Origin of the sequence: Arthrobacter sp. NPDC057013, from assembly GCF_042674585.1 — a bacterium.
In the GTDB taxonomy this organism is placed as follows: domain Bacteria; phylum Actinomycetota; class Actinomycetes; order Actinomycetales; family Micrococcaceae; genus Arthrobacter.
On record NZ_JBHUSE010000027.1, the window covers coordinates 35,498 to 55,419 of the forward strand.

23 protein-coding genes are annotated in these 19,922 nt (G+C 67.4%); 10 read left to right on the forward strand and 13 right to left on the reverse strand.

What is annotated here, in order from left to right; all coding sequences use genetic code 11:
* Window positions 1-27: 27 nt before the first annotated feature.
* Together ACFTSA_RS22580 and ACFTSA_RS22585 are read right to left on the reverse strand one after the other, a co-directional pair.
* The gene (locus ACFTSA_RS22580; RefSeq protein WP_377954202.1) at window positions 28-927 is read right to left on the reverse strand and encodes a hypothetical protein; all 900 of its coding nucleotides are present in this window, start codon (window positions 925-927) and stop codon (window positions 28-30) included.
* Between the two features lie 33 nt (window positions 928-960).
* Window positions 961-1,767, reverse strand: coding sequence for an exodeoxyribonuclease III (locus ACFTSA_RS22585; protein WP_377954203.1), 807 nt, complete (start codon window positions 1,765-1,767; stop codon window positions 961-963).
* A gap of 264 nt (window positions 1,768-2,031) precedes the next feature.
* Between ACFTSA_RS22585 and ACFTSA_RS22590 the strand changes: the two genes are divergently transcribed.
* From ACFTSA_RS22590 to ACFTSA_RS22615, 6 genes are all read left to right on the forward strand, one after another.
* Entirely contained in the window at window positions 2,032-3,531 is a 1,500-nt protein-coding gene (locus ACFTSA_RS22590; RefSeq protein WP_377954205.1) for a CoA-acylating methylmalonate-semialdehyde dehydrogenase, read from the forward strand.
* A complete protein-coding gene (locus tag ACFTSA_RS22595) occupies window positions 3,531-4,592 on the forward strand; it encodes an enoyl-CoA hydratase/isomerase family protein (protein WP_377954206.1) in 1,062 nt (353 codons plus the stop codon). The genes ACFTSA_RS22590 and ACFTSA_RS22595 overlap by 1 nt, the downstream gene beginning before the upstream one ends.
* Window positions 4,585-5,538 (forward strand): 3-hydroxyisobutyrate dehydrogenase, encoded by a 954-nt coding sequence (mmsB, locus tag ACFTSA_RS22600; RefSeq protein ID WP_377954207.1) that lies wholly within the window; start codon window positions 4,585-4,587, stop codon window positions 5,536-5,538. The genes ACFTSA_RS22595 and mmsB overlap by 8 nt, the downstream gene beginning before the upstream one ends.
* A gap of 57 nt (window positions 5,539-5,595) precedes the next feature.
* Window positions 5,596-6,375, forward strand: coding sequence for an enoyl-CoA hydratase (locus ACFTSA_RS22605; RefSeq protein WP_377954209.1), 780 nt, complete (start codon window positions 5,596-5,598; stop codon window positions 6,373-6,375).
* A 62-nt stretch (window positions 6,376-6,437) separates the two neighbouring features.
* The gene (locus ACFTSA_RS22610; protein WP_377954248.1) at window positions 6,438-7,193 is read left to right on the forward strand and encodes a type II CAAX prenyl endopeptidase Rce1 family protein; all 756 of its coding nucleotides are present in this window, start codon (window positions 6,438-6,440) and stop codon (window positions 7,191-7,193) included.
* A gap of 215 nt (window positions 7,194-7,408) precedes the next feature.
* Window positions 7,409-7,672 carry a hypothetical protein gene (locus tag ACFTSA_RS22615; protein WP_377954210.1) on the forward strand — a complete coding sequence of 88 codons (264 nt, stop codon included), beginning with the start codon at window positions 7,409-7,411 and terminating at the stop codon, window positions 7,670-7,672.
* Window positions 7,673-7,717: 45 nt separating this feature from the next.
* Here the strand turns inward: ACFTSA_RS22615 and ACFTSA_RS22620 are convergent, their stop codons facing one another.
* Window positions 7,718-8,116, reverse strand: a complete 399-nt coding sequence (locus ACFTSA_RS22620; protein ID WP_377954212.1) for an ArsR/SmtB family transcription factor — start codon at window positions 8,114-8,116, stop codon at window positions 7,718-7,720.
* Between the two features lie 351 nt (window positions 8,117-8,467).
* Between ACFTSA_RS22620 and ACFTSA_RS22625 the strand changes: the two genes are divergently transcribed.
* Both ACFTSA_RS22625 and ACFTSA_RS22630 read left to right on the forward strand, forming a co-directional pair.
* Complete coding sequence (locus tag ACFTSA_RS22625) at window positions 8,468-8,743, forward strand: YegP family protein (RefSeq protein ID WP_377954213.1); 276 nt, start codon at window positions 8,468-8,470, stop codon at window positions 8,741-8,743.
* A gap of 17 nt (window positions 8,744-8,760) precedes the next feature.
* Window positions 8,761-9,441 (forward strand): PAS and ANTAR domain-containing protein, encoded by a 681-nt coding sequence (locus ACFTSA_RS22630; protein WP_377954214.1) that lies wholly within the window; start codon window positions 8,761-8,763, stop codon window positions 9,439-9,441.
* A gap of 6 nt (window positions 9,442-9,447) precedes the next feature.
* Here ACFTSA_RS22630 and ACFTSA_RS22635 read toward each other — a convergent pair whose 3' ends face one another.
* Window positions 9,448-9,954 (reverse strand): MarR family winged helix-turn-helix transcriptional regulator, encoded by a 507-nt coding sequence (locus ACFTSA_RS22635; protein ID WP_377954215.1) that lies wholly within the window; start codon window positions 9,952-9,954, stop codon window positions 9,448-9,450.
* Window positions 9,955-9,957: 3 nt separating this feature from the next.
* A complete protein-coding gene (locus ACFTSA_RS22640) occupies window positions 9,958-11,742 on the reverse strand; it encodes an AMP-binding protein (RefSeq protein ID WP_377954216.1) in 1,785 nt (594 codons plus the stop codon).
* 208 nt (window positions 11,743-11,950) lie between these two features.
* Here ACFTSA_RS22640 and ACFTSA_RS22645 point away from each other — a divergent pair, with 208 nt between their 5' ends.
* Window positions 11,951-13,084, forward strand: a complete 1,134-nt coding sequence (locus tag ACFTSA_RS22645; RefSeq protein ID WP_377954249.1) for an acyl-CoA dehydrogenase family protein — start codon at window positions 11,951-11,953, stop codon at window positions 13,082-13,084.
* A 46-nt stretch (window positions 13,085-13,130) separates the two neighbouring features.
* Here ACFTSA_RS22645 and ACFTSA_RS22650 read toward each other — a convergent pair whose 3' ends face one another.
* The 6 genes from ACFTSA_RS22650 to ACFTSA_RS22675 all read right to left on the reverse strand — a co-directional run bounded on the left by ACFTSA_RS22650 (window position 13,131) and on the right by ACFTSA_RS22675 (window position 17,520).
* Entirely contained in the window at window positions 13,131-13,718 is a 588-nt protein-coding gene (locus ACFTSA_RS22650) for a DinB family protein (RefSeq protein ID WP_377954217.1), read from the reverse strand.
* Between the two features lie 90 nt (window positions 13,719-13,808).
* Window positions 13,809-14,012 carry a cold-shock protein gene (locus tag ACFTSA_RS22655; protein WP_003799085.1) on the reverse strand — a complete coding sequence of 68 codons (204 nt, stop codon included), beginning with the start codon at window positions 14,010-14,012 and terminating at the stop codon, window positions 13,809-13,811.
* A gap of 183 nt (window positions 14,013-14,195) precedes the next feature.
* A complete protein-coding gene (locus ACFTSA_RS22660) occupies window positions 14,196-14,516 on the reverse strand; it encodes a putative quinol monooxygenase (RefSeq protein WP_377954218.1) in 321 nt (106 codons plus the stop codon).
* Between the two features lie 72 nt (window positions 14,517-14,588).
* Window positions 14,589-15,644, reverse strand: coding sequence for a zinc-dependent alcohol dehydrogenase family protein (locus ACFTSA_RS22665; protein ID WP_377954219.1), 1,056 nt, complete (start codon window positions 15,642-15,644; stop codon window positions 14,589-14,591).
* Window positions 15,645-15,697: 53 nt separating this feature from the next.
* Window positions 15,698-16,324, reverse strand: coding sequence for a response regulator (locus ACFTSA_RS22670; RefSeq protein WP_377954220.1), 627 nt, complete (start codon window positions 16,322-16,324; stop codon window positions 15,698-15,700).
* A complete protein-coding gene (locus ACFTSA_RS22675; RefSeq protein WP_377954222.1) occupies window positions 16,321-17,520 on the reverse strand; it encodes a sensor histidine kinase in 1,200 nt (399 codons plus the stop codon). The genes ACFTSA_RS22670 and ACFTSA_RS22675 overlap by 4 nt, the downstream gene beginning before the upstream one ends.
* Window positions 17,521-17,769: 249 nt before the next feature.
* On the opposite strand from ACFTSA_RS22675, the gene ACFTSA_RS22680 reads away from it, so the two are divergent.
* Window positions 17,770-18,372 carry a heme-binding protein gene (locus ACFTSA_RS22680; protein ID WP_377954224.1) on the forward strand — a complete coding sequence of 201 codons (603 nt, stop codon included), beginning with the start codon at window positions 17,770-17,772 and terminating at the stop codon, window positions 18,370-18,372.
* A gap of 90 nt (window positions 18,373-18,462) precedes the next feature.
* On the opposite strand, the gene ACFTSA_RS22685 is transcribed toward ACFTSA_RS22680, so the two are convergent.
* Both ACFTSA_RS22685 and ACFTSA_RS22690 read right to left on the reverse strand, forming a co-directional pair.
* Window positions 18,463-19,137 (reverse strand): CoA transferase subunit B, encoded by a 675-nt coding sequence (locus ACFTSA_RS22685; protein ID WP_377954226.1) that lies wholly within the window; start codon window positions 19,135-19,137, stop codon window positions 18,463-18,465.
* A gap of 13 nt (window positions 19,138-19,150) precedes the next feature.
* The gene (locus ACFTSA_RS22690; RefSeq protein ID WP_377954227.1) at window positions 19,151-19,867 is read right to left on the reverse strand and encodes a CoA transferase subunit A; all 717 of its coding nucleotides are present in this window, start codon (window positions 19,865-19,867) and stop codon (window positions 19,151-19,153) included.
* Window positions 19,868-19,922: the final 55 nt, after the last annotated feature.

Genomic DNA, 19,922 nt, shown 5'->3' on the forward strand with positions numbered 1-19,922 from the left:
CGCGGGCACGCCGGGTGCCCCTGCCGGTTAGGAGGCTCTGGCCAGCTGGCGGATCGGGATCCAGCGCGAGGCAAGCCGGCGGTAGGCGGCGGCAGCGCCTGTCATGTCCCCCTCCGCGAGGCATTCGATGCCCAGCCGCACGTCCATGGGGGAGTCGTCCGGGTAGACCTTGTCCGCCACGGCGCCGTAGTCCAGCTCCACCATGGAGTCCGCGTGGAAGAGCTCCAGCCATTCGGTGAGCTGCGTGAGGTCGTCCAGCATGTCCAGGTCCGGCGCCGCGAGGGCCAGGTTCGCCACGGCGTAACGCACCCGGTCGAGGGCATCGGAGATCGGTGTCCATACCCGCACCGTAAGGATCCGGCCGCCGGCCTCGACGACGTCCTGCGGATCGGACTCGAGGAAGAGCGAAAACCAGCTGAAGGGGATGCCCCACGTGGAGGCACGGGTGTGCACCCTGGTGATGCCGTCGCGGGCATTGACCAGATCAATGCGTTCCTGGTGCCTGTCCCGCTGTTCCTCGGGGATCAGCAGCTCGGCGAGGGGTCCGTGAATGCCTTCTATCAGCGCGTTTGCCGCCAACCCGGCCCGAAGCACCAGTTGGCTGGGGCAGTAAAGCAGCGCGACGCCGTCGGCCGTTTCTTCCCCCGAACCTTCCTTGCCGTTTTCCTCCACGGGGACGCCCGGGGCGCGGGTGACGCGCACCAGGTCCGTCCGTCCGGTGGGGAACGGATCGCCGCCGGCCCGGGTGATCCGGCCCAGGGAGGCCAGCAGCTCAGCGTTTTCGACTGCGGCGCGGGATACCGCCCGCTCACCGGCTGACTTGATGGCGGCGCGCTGATCCTCGGGAAACGCGTCCAGCGGCTCATAAACACGCAGCGTGGAGGAAAACGGGAGCCCGGCCTGGCCCCGGTAGAGGTTGCCCGTCATGAATCCCTGCCTGTCATCAGCCGTGAGCCTCCATCAGTCGGTCAGTTCCACAATCACCGGTGCGTGGTCAGATGCGCCCTTGCCCTTGCGTTCCTCGCGGTCGATGGACGCGCCGGAAACCCGGGACGCGAGCGCCGGCGAGGCGAGCACGAAGTCGATCCGCATGCCCTCCTTCTTGGGGAAGCGCAGCTGCGTGTAGTCCCAGTAGGTGTAGACGCCCGGGCCCGGGGTGTAGGGGCGCACGACGTCGGAGTAGCCCACGGACTCGAAGGCGCGGAACGCGGCGCGCTCCGGTTCGCTGACATGGGTGTAGCGCTGGGTGAGGAACAGGTCGATGTCCCACACGTCGTCGTCCGTGGGGGCGATGTTCCAGTCGCCCATCAGTGCGACCTGCTTGGACGGGTCCTCGGAGATCCAAGTGGCAGCGTGGTTCTTCAGGGAATCCAGCCACTTGAGTTTGTAGGGCATGTGCTCGTCGTCGAGGGAGCGGCCGTTGGGCACGTAGAGGCTCCACACCCTGACTCCACCGCAGGTTGCCGCCATGGCGCGGGCTTCCTGGACCGGATCCTTGCCGGCCTTGCCGAAGTGCGGCTGGTCAGTGAAACCGCGTTCGACGTCCTCCAGGCCAACACGCGAGGCGATGGCCACACCGTTCCACTGGTTGACGCCGAAGTGCGCCACCTCGTAGCCCATGCGCTCGAAGAGCTCCCACGGAAAGTTGTCGTCCTTGCACTTGGTTTCCTGAATGGCCAGGACGTCACAATCGGAGCGCTGCAGCCACGCCTCCACACGGTCGGCACGGGCACGCAGCGAGTTCACATTCCAGGTAGCTATCTTCACAGTCCTAACTTACCGAACTTGGCCGCGGATGGGACTCCCGGCGGACGGCGCTGCGGCACTGTGTGAACCGCGGCCGAAACGGGGCAGTTTGGCGCGGGACACGCCGGGATTCGACGCCCGGAAGCACCGTTTGCGCCCCAAAGTGCCCTCCGACGGCGGCAACTCAGCACAGCTTCCAACGCCGTCTGAGGGACTCTGGAAATTAGTAGGAAGTCCGAGTAGATTCAGCAGCAAAGATGACCGGGGTCATGCAAAGGAGCATCCATGGTTCGCGAACTCTCCCACTACATTGGCGGCCGGCGGGTCGACGGCACGTCCGGCCGGTACGGCGACGTGTTTGATCCCTGCACCGGCGGGGTCCAGGCCAAGGTGCCGCTCGCGTCCGCGGAGGAAGTCCGCAACGCGGTCGCGAACGCCGAGAAGGCCCAGCCGGAGTGGGGGGCCATGAACGCCCAGCGGCGCGGCCGCATCCTGCTCAAGTTCGTGGATCTCGTCAACGAAAACATGGACGAGCTCGCGGCACTCCTGTCATCGGAGCACGGGAAGACCCTCGCCGATGCCCGGGGCGACATCCAGCGCGGCATCGAGGTGGTGGAGTTCGCGGCCGGCGCCCCGCACCTGCTCAAGGGCGAGTTCTCCGACGACGCCGGCGCGGGCATCGACGTGCACTCCATGCGCCAGCCGCTGGGAGTTGTTGCCGGCATTACGCCGTTCAATTTTCCTGCCATGATCCCGTTGTGGAAGTCCGGCCCGGCGCTCGCGGCCGGCAACGCCTTCATCCTCAAGCCGTCCGAACGCGATCCTTCCGTGCCGCTGAGGCTGGCCGAGCTCTACTCCGAGGCGGGGGTGCCGGACGGCGTCTTCAACGTGGTCAACGGCGACAAGGAGGCCGTGGACGCGCTGCTCGAGGATGACCGCGTCAAGGCGATCGGCTTCGTGGGTTCCACCCCTATTGCGCAGTACATCTACGCGACGGCGGCGGCCCACGGCAAGCGGGCGCAGTGCTTCGGCGGCGCCAAGAACCACATGGTGATCATGCCTGACGCGGACCTGGACATGGCCGCGGATGCACTGATCGGGGCCGGCTACGGGTCGGCCGGCGAACGCTGCATGGCAGTTTCCGTGGCAGTCCCCGTGGGGGAGGAGACGGCGAACAAGCTTGTGGCACGGCTGCAGGAGCGGATCAAATCACTGAAGGTCGGCCACAGCACGGCCAAGGACTCCGACTTCGGGCCGGTGGTGACCCCGGCCGCCAAGGAGCGCATCGAGGGCTACATCAAGTCCGGAGAGGAGGAGGGAGCCTCACTCCTGGTGGACGGCCGCGGCCTGTCCGTGGACGGGTACGACGGCGGCTTCTGGGTTGGCCCCACGCTGTTCGACAACGTCACCAAGGACATGAAAATCTACCGCGAGGAGATCTTCGGCCCCGTGCTCAGCGTCGTCCGCGCGTCCGACTACGACGAGGCCCTGCGGCTCTGCAGCGAGAACGAGTTCGGCAACGGTGTGGCCATCTTCACCCGTGACGGGGATGCCGCCCGGGACTTCGCCAGCCGGGTGCAGGTGGGCATGGTGGGCATCAACGTGCCCATTCCGGTGCCCATTGCCTACTACACCTTCGGCGGCTGGAAAGCGTCAGGGTTCGGCGACCTCAACCAGCACGGCGCCGACTCCTTCCGCTTCTACACCAAGACCAAGACCGTGACCTCGCGCTGGCCCTCCGGTATCCGGCAGGGCGCCAGCTTCATCATGCCGGAAGGAAGCTGATGACTGAACCTGCTGAACAAGAGGTGCTGTTCGAACAGCGGGGCAAGCTGGGGGTGGTGACGCTCAACCGGCCCAAGGCAGTCAACGCGCTCACGGCCGCCATGGTCACCGCCGTCCTGAAGCAGCTCAGCGCCTGGGCGGACGATGACACCGTGGCCACGGTGCTCGTCCGGGGCGCCGGCGACCGCGGACTGTGCGCGGGCGGGGATATTGTGGCCATCTACCGGGACATTCTCGCCGGCGGCGACGAAACGGCCGGCTTCTGGGCGGACGAATACCGGCTGAACTCGCTCATCGAGAAATTCCCCAAGCCCTACGTGGCGTTCATGGACGGCCTGGTGCTGGGCGGCGGCGTGGGCATCTCCGCGCACGGCTCCCTTCGGGTCGTCACCGAGCGGACGCGGACCGGGATGCCGGAGACCACCATCGGGTTCGTGCCCGACGTCGGCGGCACACTTCTGCTGTCACGCTCACCCGGGGAGGCAGGCACCCATGCCGCCCTCACCGGTGCCCATCTGACGGGTGCGGATGCGCTGTTCCTGGGGCTGGCGGACCACTTTGTCCCGTCGGGCAGCCTCGCCGACCTTGCAGCGGCGCTGGAAAACGAGAGTGCGGAAGCCGCCGTCGTACGCTTTGCCGAAAAGCCGCCGGCCTCGGCGCTGGAGGCGCAGCGGGACTGGATTGACGCCTGCTATGCATCCGACGACGCCGAGGAGATCGTCCGGCGGCTGCGCGCCGCGGGCGGGGAGGCCGCGGCGGCAGCCGACACCATCGAGGCGAAGTCGCCCACCTCAGTCAAGGTGACCCTGGCGTCGCTGCGCAGGTCGCGCGGGCTGTCGCTCGACCAGGTCCTGGCCGAGGAGTACCGGGTGGGGCTGCATTGCCTGGCCGGACCGGATTTCCGCGAGGGGATCCGGGCGCAGGTGGTGGACAAGGACCGCAATCCCCGGTGGCGGCCGGCCACGCTGCAGGAAGTGCACGCGGACGACGTCGAGCGGTACTTTGCGCCGTTGGGGGACCGGGAACTGGTGCTGTGGGAAAGGGAGTCGGACCATGCCTGAAGAAGCAACCGTGCCCGAGGAAACCCGGCCTGAAGGAGCGAAGCCGCGCATAGCCTTCCTGGGGCTCGGCCACATGGGCGGTCCCATGGCGGTCAACCTGGTCAAGGCAGGCTATGAGGTCATCGGCTTTGATGTGGTGCCCGCCGCGCTGGATGCCGCGCGCGAGCACGGCATCCCCACCGCCGCGAGCGCCGCGGAAACCATTCCGGGAGCAGACGTGGTGCTCACCATGTTCCCGAGCGGGCAGCACGTGCTGGACGCGTACCGGGGCGCGAACGGGGAGCCCGGACTGCTGGCCGCCGCCGCGCCGAACACCATGTTCCTGGACTGCTCCACCATCAACGTCGACGAGGCGCGGGAAGCGGCCCGGCTCGCCCTCGACGCCGGTCACCGCTCCGTGGACGCGCCGGTTTCCGGCGGAGTGGTGGGCGCAGAGGCCGGCACGCTGACATTCATGGTGGGCGCGCTGCCGGAGGACTTCGAGACGGTGCGGCCGCTGTTCGACGTCATGGGCAAGCGCGCGGTGCTGTGCGGAGAGCACGGCGCCGGCCAGGCCGCGAAGGTCTGCAACAACCTCATCCTGGGCGTCTCGATGATCGCCGTCAGCGAGGCGTTCGTGCTCGGGGAGAAGCTGGGACTGACGCACCAGGCTCTCTTCGACGTCGCGTCAGCGGCGTCGGGGCAGTGCTGGGCGCTCACCACGAACTGCCCGGTCCCCGGGCCGGTGCCCACCAGCCCGGCCAACCGTGACTATCAGCCGGGCTTCGCCGGAGCACTCATGGCCAAGGACCTCCGGCTTGCACTGAACGCCCTGCGGTCCACCGGCGTCGCCGCCCGGATGGGCCCGCTGGCCTCCGAGATCTACGACGCCTTTGCCGCGGAAGGCGGGGCCGGCCGGGACTTCTCCGGCATCATCACCGACATCAGGGACAAGTCAGGACAGTAGGCTTAGTTTCAGGACGCACTGACTTTTCTGGACGCACCAACCACGTGAGGGGCATGGATGACGCACGAGTACGGGAACATTCTGGTGGAGCGGCGCGGGCGCGTTGGCCTCGTCACCCTGAACAGGCCCGAGGCGCTGAACGCCCTGGACCGGGCCACCCTGGAGGAACTCGTGTCCGCGGTTTCGGCCATGGACACCGATCCCGGCGTTGGCGCCGTCGTGATCACCGGCTCGGGCAAGGCCTTCGCCGCGGGCGCCGACATTAAGGAGATGGCGGACAAGGGCTACCTGGAGATGTACGACGCCGACTGGTTCCGCGGATGGGAGGACCTCACCCGGCTGCGCATTCCGCTGATTGCGGCCGTGTCCGGCTTCGCGCTGGGCGGCGGCTGCGAGCTGGCCATGATGTGCGACTTCATCATCGCGGGCGACAACGCCAAATTCGGCCAGCCCGAGATCAACCTCGGCGTTGTGCCGGGCATGGGCGGCTCCCAGCGGCTTACCCGCGCGGTGGGCAAGGCCAAGGCGATGGACATGATCCTCACCGGCCGGTTCATCGACGCGGACGAGGCAGAACGCTCAGGCCTGGTGGCACGGGTGGTGCCCGCCGCGGACACCGTGGAGGAGGCGCTGAAGGCCGCGGAGGTCATCGCGTCAAAGTCGAAGCCAGCCGCCATGCTGGCCAAGGAAGCCGTGAACGCGGCCTTCGAGACGGGGCTGGCACAGGGCGTGCTGTTTGAACGCCGCCTGTTCCATTCCCTCTTCGCCTCGGAGGACCAGAAGGAAGGCATGGCTGCTTTCGCGGAGAAGCGCCAGCCGGAGTTCAGGCACCGGTGAGCGCCGGGCTGACCGGGGAACGCACCGTGAAGGGGACGTCCCTGCGCGTTGTCCCGGCAGCCATGGTCTCGCTGGCCGGCTTTGTCCTGTTCGGGCTGGACCAGAGCCTGCCGGGCTATGCCCTGCTGGCCGCGGCGCTCGTGGTCGCCGCGCTGGTGGACCGCGTGCTGTTCCACGACCTCGCGCTGGTTGCGGCCGGTGTGGCCATCATCAGTGCCGTGCCGATCACCACCGACGTCAGCACGTCCCACATGCTCGTGATGGGATCGGCCATGATCGCTGCCGTGGGCATCCCGTACGCCGTCTCGCGGTTCGTGACCAAAGAGCATGCGGTGGTCTTTCCGGTCCGGACCGGGCAGAAATGGACGCGTGCGGAGAAATGGTACCTGCCCGCCGTCGTGGTCATTGGCTACGCCCTGCTGCCTGTCTATATGATCCGGACCGGTGTCTACACGAACTGGCCCGCCGTGCATGACCCCGAGGGCATCGCGCGGCTTTTCGTCGGCACCAACGCCCTGGGCATCTGGGATGAGCTGTTCTTCATCTGCACCTGCTTCGCGCTGCTGCGCCGGCACCTGCCCGACTGGCAGGCCAACGTGCTGCAGGCCGTGCTGTTCACCTCCTTCCTGTGGGAACTGGGGTTCAAGGCCTGGGCGCCGTTCTTCATCTACCCCTTCGCCCTGCTGCAGGCCCGCATTTTCACCGCCACCAAGTCCCTGTCGTACATCGTCAGCGTTCACCTGCTTTTCGACTTCGTGCTGTTCCTGGTGCTGCTCCACGCGCACAACAGGGCGTGGATCGACATCTTCCTGTACTAAGCAGCGTGTTCCGCAGACGGCCCACCGAGTTTTTGTCCAGATATCGGCCGCTAAAGGCACTTTTGCCCGCGATATCTGGACAAAAACTCCAACGAGGCGAGGGCTGGACGCAAAATGGCCGCCCGGATTTCACCCGCAGTTAATCGCAATCCACTAGCCTTGCACTTCAGGCAAAAGTGTCTATTCAGGCAAACGTTTGAAAAAGGGGAACGATCGTGGCCGACATCGCTGCTGTACTGGGACGGCTCACCGCGGCCGAGCTTGAGGAAATCCACGCCACAGGCCCGCAGGGGCACTTGAGCCGCAGGATCGTGGAGGCGCTGGACCGCGCTGCCGGCGGTCCGGGCGGCGGCCGCGGCTACTACGTTCCGGCCGGCAGCGTCAGCGGAACAGGCAGCCCGCACGTTGTCCTGAGGAGCGACGTCGCAGCCTGGCTTTTCGGGCATTCAGCACCTGCCGCCGTCGTGGACCCCGCCTAAAAGCCGGGTCCGCCTAAGAACGAACCCGACCAGGGCTTGCCCGCGCTAGCCTGCGGTCCGTGCCGCCGGTGTAAGGGCAGTCGCCGGCGCCGCGCCGGGTGTGCCGCCGTCAGATCCGCCGTCCTGCTGCCGCATGCCGCCGTCGAGGATGGTGCCCAGCAGGCCGCGGGCCGCTTCCAGGACCTCACGTACTTCGGGAGACGTCAGCTCGTAGAACAGCCGGCCGTCCTTCCGGGACGGAACGATCAGCCGCTGGCGCCGCAGGATGCCGAGGTGCTGGGAAAGGTTTGAGGCTTCAAGGCCGGTGCAGTCCCGCAGGTTGCTCACCGTCACGGGGCCGCTGACCAGCATCTCCAGGACCAGGATGCGTGCAGGATGGCCCATGGACTTGAACAGGTCCGCCTTGACCTCAGTGTGGATCACGCCGTCGGGCATATCACCCATTATGGATCCCTTCAGTGTTCCTAGACAGGTCTTGCTTGCCAAATGTTGCAGCCGGAGCTTGCCCGGTCCGCCAAACTGCTGCCCCCACGGCGTACAGACCCAAGTATAGAGACAGAACGGTCTGTCTTAGAGGAGCGCGGTGGATTTTTGCCGGGAAGCCCTCCAGGGACGCGAAGGCACGGCAGCGGGCCGCGGGCAGGCCTTGCCAAGAGCGCGCGAGTAGTTCACAATTTCATAAATTCCTCAATTACGGCCCCGGCTCACCCGCGGGAGCGGTAAGGAGAGAAACCTCAGCTGCTTCCGGCGACGACGGTGTCCCGGACGCCGTGTTCCCGGATCCAGGAGGGCTAAATGGCTGGCATGTTCGAACTCTTCATTGACGCAGAGGCTTCATTCAGGTTCCAGCTCACCGCCCCGGACGGCACCGTGATGGCCGTGTCCCGCCCCTTTCCCAGCAAAGCCGCCGCGGTTGAGGGTATTGCCGCCGTTCGTGAGTACGCCGGGATGGGGCACGTGAAGGAGTTGGCCGCCCCGCCGGCGGAGCGCCATTTCGGTTCCCGCCCGCACGCTGCCATTCGCCCCCCGTCCAAGCGCGTGCCGCTACAGTGCCAGAGGCTGGCCGGGTAGGGCGGCAGGAAGCCGCGATGAGCCTTCCGAAAACGGTGCGGGCGTACTCGAGCGCCCTCGGGCCCGCAGATTGCGTTGCCGGCACTTTCCACTACGACGCCATTTCCGGTCGTCTGGAATGGTCGGATGAGCTGTACACCCTCCACGGTTACCGCCGCGGCGAGGTGGTGCCCACCGTGGAGCTTCTCTACGCCCACAAGCACCCGGACGACAGGGACCGCTGCCACGATATCTTCATGGCGGCCTGCGAGGCGGGCGGCTTCTTCTGCAGCTATCACCGCGTGATTGACGCACGCGTGCGGGAACACCGTGTCCTCACTGCCGGCGAGGCGGTCGTGGAAGACGGAAGGCTCGTTGCTGTTGAGGGGTTCATCGTTGACCTGACCAGCACCCTGCACTGGGAAACGGAACGGGCGGCACGGGAAGCGGTTGCGGGCGCCCTTGGCACGCGGAGCACCATCGAACAGGCGAAGGGCATCCTGATGGGCGTCCTGCGGATCGGTTCCGAGGCCGCCTTCGACCTGCTGGCCAGGCACAGCCAGGACACCAACATCAAGGTGGCCAGCACCGCTGCCGACCTCGTGCAGCTCGCCAACAGCCCGCAGCAGGCGGCCTTACTGGACACGTTCGTCCAGGAGCTCCGGCGGCAGTCGGAAAGCCCTGCGGACCGCCAGCCAGCAAATCCGGTCAGCCCCTAACCCCGGTCAGTCCGTAAAATCACCGGCGCCGCGGCGGAAGTCGCCCAGGATGCGGATGAGCTGGTCCACGTCCTGTCCGTTGAAGCCGGACCGGGAGAAAACCTCGGCGTTGAGTACCGCCGTCGCCCGTTTTGCCACCGTGCGGCCCTCGGCCGTGAGCTCGATCAGTGTGGTGCGCCCGTCGGTGGGATGCGGTGAACGCACCACCAGTCCCGCGGACTGGAGACGGTCGACGGCGTTGGTCACCGAGGTGGGATGGACCTGGAGCAGGGCGCTCGCCTTATTCATGGGCAGTGCCCCGCTCCTGGCAAAGCTGAGCAGCGCCAGCAGCTCGTAGCGGGCGAAAGTCAGCCCGAACGGCTTCAGTGCCCCCTCGATGCGGGCCAGCAGGATCTGCTGGGTGCGCATGATGGCCGTGATGGCAGCCATCGGGGCAGCGACGTCACCCCAGCCGTGGCTCTCCCAGTTGCGTTGCGCATCGGCAATCGGGTCTCGGGGCAGCGGAGGGGCCACGGCTCAGCCCTGGCTTTTCAGGCCCGGGAAATCCGTTTCGGAGTATTCCGTGCCCAGGCCGAGGGAAACACCGGCATCCGCGTGCTGCGCCCCGTCCGCATGGCGGAGCTCCTCGCTGTGCCGCAGCTCAACCCGGCGGATCTTGCCCGAGATGGTCTTGGGCAGCTCCCCGAATTCCAGCCGGCGGATGCGCTTGAACGGCGCCAGGTGGTCCCGGCAGTAGCGCAGGATTTCCTCGGCGAGCTCCGGTCCCGGTTCGTGCCCGGCGGCCAGCACCACAAATGCTTTGGGCACCGACAGCTTGAGCGGATCGGGGGAGGGGACGACGGCGGCCTCCGCCACCGCCGGGTGCTCGATGAGCACACTTTCCAGCTCGAAGGGGGAGAGCCGGTAGTCGGAGGACTTGAAGACGTCATCGTCCCGGCCCACGTAGGTGATCACGCCGTGCTCGTCCCGGCTGGCCATGTCACCCGTGTGGTAGTAGCCGCCGCGGAAGGCCTCGGCGGTCTTCTCGGGGTCGGCGTAGTACGACTTCATCAGCCCGGCGGGGCGGGGATCCAGACGCAGGCAGAGCTCGCCGTCGTCCGCTTCTTCTCCCGTCGCCGGATCGACGAGAACCACGTCGTACCCTGGCAGGGGCTGGCCCATGGCGCCGATCTTGACCGGCTGGCCGGGGGTGTTGGCCACCTGCACAGTGGTTTCGGTCTGGCCAAAGCCGTCGCGGATGGTCTGGCCCCACGCCCGCTGGACCTGGCCGATGACCTCCGCGTTGAGGGGCTCACCGGCCGAGACAACCTTGGTGGGCGGATTCTTCAGGAGGGTGAGGTCGGCCTGGATGAGCATCCGCCAGACAGTGGGCGGAGCGCAGAAGCTGGTGACCTTCTCGCGGTCCATCTGCTCCATCAGTGCTCTTGCATCGAAGCGTTCGTAGTTGTAGACGAACACGCACGCCTCGGCAATCCACGGGGCGAACAGGTTGGACCAGGCATGTTTCGCCCAGCCCGGGGAAGCCACGTTCAGGTGCACATCGCCCGGCTCCAGTCCGATCCAGTACATCGTGGACAGGTGGCCCACCGGATAGGAGGTGTGGGTGTGCTCCACGAGCTTGGCCTTGGAGGTGGTGCCCGACGTGAAGTAGAGGAGCAGGGTCTCGTCCGCCAAGGTGGGGGCATCAGGCGTGAAGTCGCCGGGGGAGGCGGCGGAGTCTGCGTACTGCAGCGCCGCCGCAGCCGCGGCGCTGCCGGCATCTGCTGGACCGCCGATGCTAGCCGGGCCGCCGGCGTCGGGGATCTCGATGAGCCGGTAACTGCCGGGCACCGCGGCAAATTTGCCGAGATTGGAACTGCCGACGGCGGCCCAGCCCGCTTCGCCGCGTTCCACCCGGTCCTTCAGGTCCGCCGGACCCATGAGGGTGGTGGTGGGGATCAGCACGATGCCCAGCTTGATGCCGGCCAGCACGAGTTCCCACAGTTCCACCTGGTTGCCCAGCATGATGATCATGCGGTCGCCGCGCTTCACGCCCTGGCTGCGGAGCCAGTTCGCCACCTGCCCGGACCGCGCCGAGAGGTCGGCGAAGCTGCGCCGGGTGGCCGAGCCGTCCTGTTCCACAATCACCAGTGCCGGGCTGGTCCGCTTGGCAGGATCGGCAGCGATGGCGTCAAACCAGTCGAGCGCGAAGTTGAACTCCGTGGGCCGCGGCCATTCGAAGCCTGTCCTCGCCTGACGGTAGTCCTGGCGCAGGGCGAGCAGTTGGTCGCGTGCGGCACGGAAGTCGTCGGTGACTGTCATGGGGCACCTTTCACCTGGGGATTCACGTCCTAGTGATCCACATCACTGTGCAATATACTAGGACATCCAAGGGTTTGGAAGAGCGAAGGGATCAGCGCCCGTGCAGCCACAAGGACGTGACAACGGACAGCCCACGGAGGCTGCAGCGGCGGAGGCCGCGCAGGCGGGATCGGGGAGCGCGGCGCCGCCGTTTGCCGATGCTGACCTCATGTATGTTGCGGACCTGCTGCCGCCCGGTGAGCGGACACGCTATCTCGAGATCCGGGACTTCCTGCAGTCCAGGGTCCGGGCGCAGTCCATCGAATACTGGAACCGGGAAGAGTTCCCGTTCGGGCTGCTGGCGGAGCTCGGCAAGCACGGGCTTGGCGGGCTGCAGACGGACGGCACATCCACGCTCTTCAAGGGCCTCATGTACGTTGAGGTGGCCCGGGCCGACGTGTCGCTGTCGGCGCTGGTGGGCATCCACAACGAACTGATCGTCGGGATGATCGATGCGCTGGGGTCGGAGGAACAGAAGCAACGGTGGCTGCCGGGCCTGACCGCCTTCACCCAGCTGGGGGCTTTCGCGCTGACGGAGCCGGAGCACGGCTCGGACATTGCAGGCGGGCTGTCCACCACAGCCCGGCTTGAGGACGGCGAATGGGTCATCGACGGCGCCAAGCGGTGGATCGGGGCCGGTACCATCGCGGACTTCGCGCTCGTGTGGGCCAGGGACACGGCCGACCAGCAGATCAAGGGCTTCATTGTTGAGACGGACCGCCCCGGCTACACGGCCACCAAGATCAGCAACAAGATCGGGCTGCGGATCATGCAGAACGCCGATATCCAGCTGGACGGCGTCCGCATTCCGGAAACCAACTTACTCCCCGGGGCCACGGATTTCTCCAGGGCCAACGAGCTGCTGAGGGATTCCCGGGCCTGGGTGGGGTGGCAGGCTGCGGGGATTCAGCTCGCAGCCTTTGACGTTGCGCGCTCCTATTCGCTGCAGCGCCGCCAGTTCGGCAGGGAGCTGGCACGCTTCCAGCTCATCCAGCAGCAGCTCGCCGAAATCCTCGGCAACGCCTCGGCCTCGCTGGCACTGATGGCGCAGCTGGCCCGGATCCAGGAGCAGGGCAGGCTGGAGATGGCACAGGCGGCCATGGCCAAGGCCACCACCACCCGGCTGGCCCGTGCCTCCGTGGCCATGGGCCGATCGCTGCTGGGCGGCAACGGCATCAGCAGCGACTTCGAAATGGGAAAACTCTTCGGTGACGCCGAGATCCTCTACACCTACGAAGGCAGCTACGAGATCAACTCACTGATCGTGGCCCGCGCGGTGACGGGGAAATCGGCCTTCGTGTAGGCCGTCCCGGCCGCTCAGGTAGCCGTCACTCACCTAGCCAGGCCGGTCACTCAGCCAGCGCTGCCGCTTTCCGCGCGGCGGCCTCCAGCTGCTCAACGTAGGCGGCCTGCTCCGCCGAGCCCCGCTGCGGAAGGTTGGGGTCGTTGGGCCCCTGCCCGGCCGAGCCGTCAATTAGCTCGCGGATGATGTCAGCGTGTCCCAGGTGTTGTGCTGTCTCGGCACACATGTGTACCAGCATCTGGTGCAGGGTCACGTGCCTGCGTTCCTCCCGCCACCAGGGCACAACCCCGGGAGCGTCCAGGGGCAGCGCCTCGATGGTGGCATCGGTGTGCGCCGCGGAGAGGTGGTGCAGCGCCACGATCTCGGCGCGGGTCTGCTCCGGCGTGGCCCACATGTCGGCGTCCGGCTCGGCCCCGTCAGCGAACCAGGGCAGCTCCCGGTCACTGGGCCGCCCGAACACTTCGCCGAAGTAGCCCAGTTCCACGCTGGCCACATGCTTGACCAGGCCCAGGAGGTTGGTGCCGGTGGGCGTCATCGGCCGGCGGACGTCGTACTCGCCCAGGCCGTCGAGCTTGGCGAGCAGCTGGGCGCGCCGTGTCCGCAGGTAATGGTGCAGGGTCGCCTTTTCATCCATGGCGGCACTCTACCGGGCGGCCAAAGACTGCGGGCAGCAAAAACTCCCCTGTGCGTGCCAGGCACGGACAGGGGAGTCTTTGGTAAGCCGTTACAGCGGGCGAATGTTCTCTGCCTGCGGACCCTTGGGGCCCTGGGTCACTTCGAATTCGACCTTCTGGTTTTCATCCAGGGAGCGGTAGCCGCTGGAGGCAATTGCCGAGTAGTGGGCGAATACATCTGCCGATCCATCATCCGGAGCGATGAAGCCGAAGCCCTTTTCGGCGTTGAACCATTTAACTGTGCCTGTTGCCATTGCTACTTCCTTTGTAACCCTTTTCTGGTCCTGCTCCGACAGCAGGCAGAGACGGAAACTGTTGTCCGCTGTCTCCAACCTATGGGCCATCCGCCGGGCGTGCAATAGCTGCCGTCATCAGGAGTCCCACCTGTAACGGGAGATGTTGTCCCAAAACCTCAGTTGGAGACGCCGTTTCCTGCCCTAAGTGGTGCTCTCCGGCTCCTGCCCGGTGTCCTCCCACATCACGTCCAGGTTCCGGAAAACCGGCGGACCGTCACACAGGGCCGCCATCTTCGCGGCGAAGTCGGATGTTTCGGGCCGGTTGGAGTTCTCCATCGCCGACTCGTAGGAGTCAAACTCCACGATGGTGAAGTATGTCCCGGGCCGGTCCCGGTCCGCGGTGGCGCTGATCCGGCGAAACGTCGGCGCGGTGGTTCCCTCGGTTCGTGACGGGCGGCCCAGCGCTTCAACCTCCTCGATGCGAGAGGTCTGGAATTCGATGATCTGCACAAACCCGGCCATGACGGCTCCCTCGACGGCGGTGGTGACTGATGCGGATCACGGTAGACCCGGCGCCGTGCCCGCGCAACCGTTCTATGGGGTCAGGAGCACCTTGATGGCCCGGCGCTCGTCCATCGCCTTATAGGCTTCGGGCGCGTCCTCGAGGGGCATCTCGACGTCGAATACCCGCCCGGGATTGATGGCGCCGGAGAGCACGTCCTTGAGCAGCTCGGGAATGTAGGTCCGGGCAGGGGCCATTCCGCCGGACACGGTGATGTTCTTGTCGAACAGGTAGCGCAGCGGAATCTCCGCGCCGCCGGTGGGAACCCCGACAAAGCCCAGGGCGCCCCCGGGCCGGACGGAATGCAGGGCCTGCTCCATGGACTCCTTGGTGCCTACGCATTCGAGCACGGAGTCGGCCAGCACTCCGCCGAGAAGTTCACGGACCTTGGCCACGCCGTCGTCCCCGCGCTCCTCCACAATGTCGGTGGCACCGAACTCGCTGGCGATGGCCTGCCGGTCGGCATGCCGGGACATCGCGATGATCCGCTCGGCCCCGAGCCGCTTTGCCGCAAGGACGCCGCAGAGCCCCACAGCGCCGTCGCCCACCACCACAACGGTCCGGCCGGGGCCCACCTGGGCGCTGACGGCGGCATGGTGGCCGGTGGCCATGACATCCGAGAGGGTCAGCAGGCTGTTGCGCAGTGCTGCGTCCGGCTCGCCGATGTCCGGCACCTTGACGAGCGTCGATTCGGCGAGCGGGACGCGCACGGCCTCGCCCTGGCCGCCGTCCACCGCGAATCCGGCGTCGTCCTTACCGCCCCAGCCGGCGAGGTGGTCGCAGGCCACCGTGACGCCGTTCAGGCACTGCGGGCACTGTCCGCAGCTGACCACGAAGGGGGCGATCACGAAGTCGCCCGCCCGGAGCGTGGACACGTCGGTGCCGGCGCTTTCCACGACGCCGACGAATTCGTGGCCGATGGCGGAGGCATGGCGGACGGGCCTCACGCCGCGGTACGGCCACAGGTCCGAGCCGCAGACGCAGGCGGCCGTCACGCGGACTATGGCGTCCGTGGGGAGCTGGATGGCCGGGTAGTCGCGGTCCTCCACCCTGATGTCGCCGGGTCCGTGGATGATAGTGGCGCGCATGGCTGCTCCTCTCGAAAGGGCTGGGCTGGACGGGATCGAGTCTAGCCCCGCTGCTAGCGCATCCCCTCGCGGCGGATGGCGGTGGCGATGGCCGCGGCCCGGGTCTCCACGCCCAGCTTGGCGTAGATGTGGGCGAGGTGGGTCTTGACGGTGGCCTCGGAGATGAACAGCCGCTGCCCCAGCTCCCGGTTGCTGAGCCCCTCGGTGAGGAGGCTCAGCAGCTCGGCTTCCCGCGGGGTCAGGACCTCGTCAGGATTGCGCAGCTGCTGGAACAGGCGGGAGGCTACCGGCGGGCTCATGACGCTCTTGCCCTGGACGGCGCCGCGGATGGCGGCGAAGATCTCCTCCGGCGCCGCGTCCTTCAGGAGGTAACCCATGGCCCCGGCGTCAACGGCCCGGACAATGTCGGCGTCGGAATCGTAGGTGGTGAAGACCAGCACGGCCTGCCTGCGGTTGCGTTCGCGCAGCTTCCTGATGGCCCCGATCCCGTCCATACCCGGGCCCATGGCCAGGTCCATCACCACGACGTCGGGAGCGTGGGCTTCCACGGCGGCCAGGGCTTCCTCGCCGGAGGACGCCTCGGCAACCACCTCGATGTCCGGCTGCGTGCCCAGCAGGGCCTTCAGTCCGCTGCGGACCACGAGGTGGTCGTCCACGAGGAGCACGGTGATGACGCTCATGCTTCCCCCTTTACCGGCAGCTGCGCCGCCACCACAGTTCCCTCGCCCGGTGCGCTTTCCACCGAGAAGGCGCCGCCCAGCTGCTCCACCCGCTGCCGCATCGCCCGCAGTCCGTACCCTCCGGCGTCCGACGGCGGTGCTACCGCCGCCGGATCAAAGCCCGCGCCGTCGTCGTAAACGTCCAGCGTGACCGCGTCCGGCAGGAAGCCGAGGGTGATGGTGGTGGTGTCCGCGGAGGCGTGCAGCTTGATGTTCGCGGCGGCGCTCTGCACCACCCGGAGGAGTGCATGGCGGATGTCAGCGGGAACTGTCCGCGGTTCGCCGGTGACCAGCAGCCTGGAGCCCGGCACGTACTGGGAAGCGGCCTGCAGCAGGGCGTCCGGCAGCGGTGAGGCGTCGAGGCCGGGGGAGGCAAGTTCGTGGACCAGGCTCCGCGTATCGGAGAGGTTCCGGCGCAGCAGCTCGCTGGCCTCCCGGAGATCCTGCCGGGACGCTGGCCCGGGCCAGGCCCGGTTTGCGGCTTCGAGGAGGAGCAGGCTGCTGGCCAGGCCCTGGGTCACGGTGTCGTGGATTTCCCTGGAGACGCGTTCGCGTTCGGCGATGGTGCCGGCGCGGCGCTCGCTGGCGGCCAGTTGCCCCTGGGCGAGGGATACCTCGGAATGCAGGCGCCGCTGCTCGGCGGCGTCGTGTTCGATGCGGTCGTAGATCAGGGTAAGCAGGACGCCCACGGCGAGCGGGCCCAGGAGCATGGCCAGGTCGGTGCCGTCGCTGAGCCGGAACAGCCCCGCGGCGGTGGCTGCCGCCGTCGCGCCCGCCGCCGCATAGGCGACGGCGCCGGTAAAGGCGATGCGGCACAGGAAGAACAGCGCAAACGAGCACCAGGCGAAGCTGGGCGCGGAGACCACCAGCACGGCCCACACGGCCACGAGGACGAACATCCACACTGCCCAGGGACGCCGGCGCTGGGCCAACACGGCGATGACCGCATACAGGGCGCAGGCGGCGCCCGCCAGTGCGAGGACCAGCAGGTTGTCCTGGGCGCTGTGCCGCATCACGTACCGCACCACCGAGGCGACCATGAGCACGGCGAAGCCCAGGTGGACCGCCGCGTCGATCCGTCCCAGCCGGCTGCCCGGGGCAGGGCCGGTGCGTGCAGGAGGATGTTCCGGTGCGGCGGTGGGGGCTGGCGAAGGCATGGCGGGTCCGGTTCCGGTGGGTGACGTGCTACGGACCATGCTATTGCCCGCGCCGTTGCTGGTCTCTCAGCCATTCGGCTGATACGGCCAGCCAGAAGGACCATCCGGATCCAACTGATGGCCTGATGCGTCCCCGGCCGGCGCAGGTCCACCATGGAAATGCAGCCCTTTGGCTGCGTCCGCATATCACCGGATTCCGGTCCGGACTTATTCGGCCGGCCGCTCGCCGCCCACCCAAGGAGAACCACCGTGAAGAAGTCCCAGAAGTTTTTTGCCGCCGCGGCAGCCGGAGCGCTTGTGATCACCGCCGGTGCCACCGCCGTCGCCAACGCCGGGCCAGGATCTTCCCCGGCTTCGGTTCAGCCCGGGGCCGCAGTACAGCCTGCCGCAGTGCCGGCAGCCGTGCCTGCTGCCGATGCCCAGCCGGGTTCGGACGACGTCGTCGCCCAGAACCGGATCAGCGTTGGCGCCTCGGCGAAGGCGGTGGGCGCCGCGCTCGCGAAGTGCCAGTCCGACAAGCTGCCCTTCGTTACCGTGGCCCTGGTGGACCGCTTCGGCACCGTCCAGGCGCTCCTGCGCGGCGACAACGCCGCCGAGCACACCATCGAGTCCGCCAAACAGAAGGCGTACACCGCGGCAGCGTTCGGCAGCCCCACGAGCGAACTCGCCAAGCGCATTTCCGGCAACGGGCCGAGCATCGCCGACCTTCCCGGCACGCTCTTCCTCCCGGGCGGCGTCCCGCTGAAGGTGAACGGCGTCTCCGTGGCGGGCATCGGCGTCGGCGGCGCCCCCGACGGCAAGCTCGACGAAGCGTGCGCCGAGGCCGGCGCCGCCGCAGTCGCCGCCAAGTAGGTTGCGGACCTGCAGGGCTGAGGGCGCCGAACTGGCCCGGTTTTAGGACGGTCAGCCGCAGGGGGCGGCCGTTTCACCGCGCCTGCAGCGTCAAAGCTGGGCCGGTTCGGCGAGCTCCGCGGCAACCGTAAACTCCGCTTCCGTCTTCTCCCGGATCTCCACGAGGGTGACGCCCGGGGCGAGCCGTGCGAGCGTGAGCTGCCGGCCGCCGTCGTCCTTCTTGTGGAGGTCGAAGACGGCGAGGTCGCTGATGATCCGGTCCACGACGCCCACGCCGGTCAGGGGCAGGGTGCAGTCGGTGACGATCTTGGCCGAGCCGTCTTTGGCGTTGTGTTCGGTGAGGACCACGACGCGGGGCGTGCCGGCGACGAGGTCCATGGCGCCGCCCATGCCTTTGACCATTTTGCCGGGGATGGTCCAGTTGGCGAGATCGCCGTTGCCGGAGACCTGCATGGCGCCGAGGATGGCGACTTTGACGTGGCCGCCGCGGATCATGCCGAAGGAGGTGGCGGAGTCGAAGATACTGCCGCCGGGCAGGACGGTGACGGTCTGCTTGCCGGCGTTGATGAGGTCGGCGTCCTCCTCGCCTTCGTAGGGGAAGGGGCCCATGCCGAGCAGCCCGTTCTCGCTTTGCAGGACTACCCGGACGCCGTCGGGCAGGTTGTTGGCTACCAGCGTGGGGATGCCGATGCCGAGATTGACGTAGTCGCCGTCGTTCAGTTCCTCGGCCGCGATCGCGGCCATTTCATTCCGGGTCCAGGGCATGGGTTTCTCCTTCTTAGTTGCTAACCAGTTCCGTGCGCGGCCGGACGGTGCGCTGTTCGATGTCCTTGACTCGTGCGGTGGCCTGGACCAACCGCTGGACGTACACGCCGGGGGTGACGATGTGGTCCGGGTCCAGGGCTCCGGGTTCGACGATGACCTCTGCCTCGGCGATGGTGACCGCGCCCGCGGTGGCGACCGCCGGGTTGAAGTTCCGGGCCGTGTACCGGTAGATCAGGTTGCCGTCCGTGTCGGCGGTGTGGGCGTGGACCAGTGCCACATCGGCAAGGATGGCGCGCTCCCGGACGTACGTTTCGCCGTCGAACACCTCGTGTGGCTTGCCCTCCGCCACCAGGGTGCCCACACCGGTCTTGGTGTAGAAAGCAGGGATGCCGGCGCCGCCGGCGCGCAGCCGCTCCGCCAGGGTGCCTTGCGGTGTGAACTCCACCTCCAGGACACCGGCGAGGTACTGCTCGGCGAAGAGCTTGTTTTCGCCGACGTAGGAGGCGATGACCTTGCGGACCTGGCCGGCCTCGATCAGGATGCCCAGGCCTTTGCCGTCCACGCCCATGTTGTTGGACACCACGGTCAGGTCCTTCACGCCGGAATCGCGGACCGCCTCGATCAGGTCAGCCGGAATGCCGCTCAGCCCGAACCCGCCCACGGCGAGGGTGATCCCGTCCCGGAGGACATCGTGCAGGGCTTCGGCGGAATTGGGTTTCAGCTTGGACATCGCATCTCCTCGTTGAGCTGGTGTGCAGTCCACTTTATGGACGATGGTTTCTGAC